Origin of the sequence: Verticiella alkaliphila (genome assembly GCF_018904615.1) — a bacterium.
Taxonomy (GTDB): domain Bacteria; phylum Pseudomonadota; class Gammaproteobacteria; order Burkholderiales; family Burkholderiaceae_B; genus Verticiella; species Verticiella alkaliphila.
In genome coordinates, this window is sequence record NZ_JADCNH010000098.1 from 1 (window position 1) to 1,399 (window position 1,399).

Annotated in this window: 1 protein-coding gene; it reads left to right on the forward strand. The window is 73.5% G+C overall.

The genetic code is table 11. The features are described from left to right. Positions 1-1,399 (forward strand): molybdopterin oxidoreductase family protein (locus IMZ29_RS22375; RefSeq protein ID WP_216188474.1); only part of this gene is annotated, 1,399 nt, incomplete at both ends.

Below are 1,399 nucleotides of genomic sequence, written 5' to 3' on the forward strand. Positions count from 1 at the left end.
CGCGACCCCGGCAACGCCGCCCACCGCGCCGAAGTCGCCGCGCTCTGGGGTGTGCCCGCGCTGCCCGACGCCCCGGGCCTGCCGGCACTGCAACTCTTCGAGGCGATCAGGGACGGCCGCATCAAGGCGGTCTGGATCGCGGCCACCAACCCGGCACAGTCGCTGCCCGACCAGGCCCGCGTGCGCGCCGCGCTCGAAGCCGCGGAGCTCGTGATCGTGCAGGAGGCCTTCGCGGGCACGGAAACCCTGGCCTACGCGGACATCGTGCTGCCGGCGGCCACCTGGCCCGAGAAAGACGGCACGGTCACCAACTCCGAGCGTCGCGTGAGCCGCGTGCACGCCGCCATCGCGCCGCCGGGCGACGCGCAAGGCGATTGGCAGATCGTTGCGGCGGTGGCGCGAGCGCTGGCCGCGCGCATCGCGCCCGAGCTGGTACCCACATTCACCTATGCCGACGCCGATGCGGTGTTCGCCGAGCACACACGCACGACGGCCGGACGCGATCTGGACTACAGCGGACTGAGCTACGCCACCCTGGCCCAACAGGGCCCGCAGCAATGGCCTTATCCCGCAGGGGCACGCCAGGGCACACCACGGCTTTACGGAGATGGCATCTTCGCCACGGCGGACGGGCGCGCGCGCTTTCTGCCGGTCACCTACCGCGCCGTGGCCGAACCTGTGAGCGAGGCATTCCCCTGGCGGCTCACCACCGGCCGGCTGCGTGATCACTGGCACACCATGGCCCGCACGGGCCTGGCACCGGCCCTCACCCGTCACGTGGAGGAGCCCGCCCTGTCGCTGCATCCCGACGATCTCGACGGGCTCGGGCTGGGGCCCGCAGCGCTCGTCCGCGTGACGTCCGCCCGCGGCACGCTGATCGTCCCCGTGCAGCCCGACGCCGGCTTGCGCGCGGGTCAGGCCTTTCTACCCATGCACTGGGGAAGCGCCTTCCTGAATGGGGATGGCATCAACGCGCTCACCAATCCCGCGCGCGATCCCGTCTCGCACCAGCCTGAGCTCAAGCACACGGCCGTGGCCATCACGCCGGCCGCGCTGCCCTGGCAGGCCGTGGGCTGGGCGCGTGGCGACGCCGTCGCCTGGCGCGCCAGGCTGCGTCCCTGGCTGAGCCACCCGAGCCTGGGCTATGCGAGCGTGCTGCCGGTGGCGATGAGCGGCGAGAGCGGCGTGCGCATCCGGTTCGCCAGTGCCCAGCCGCTGCCACCCGGGCAGCTGCGCGAGCTGGCCCAGGCACTGGGCCTCACCACGCCAGACGCGAGCTTCGAAGACACCGGGCGTGGCCGCCTGCGCCGCCTTGCGCGACGCGACGGCCGGCTCGACGCCTACCTGCTTGCGGGCGACACCCGCGCCGCCGACCCGCTGGACGCCTGGGCCGACGGCG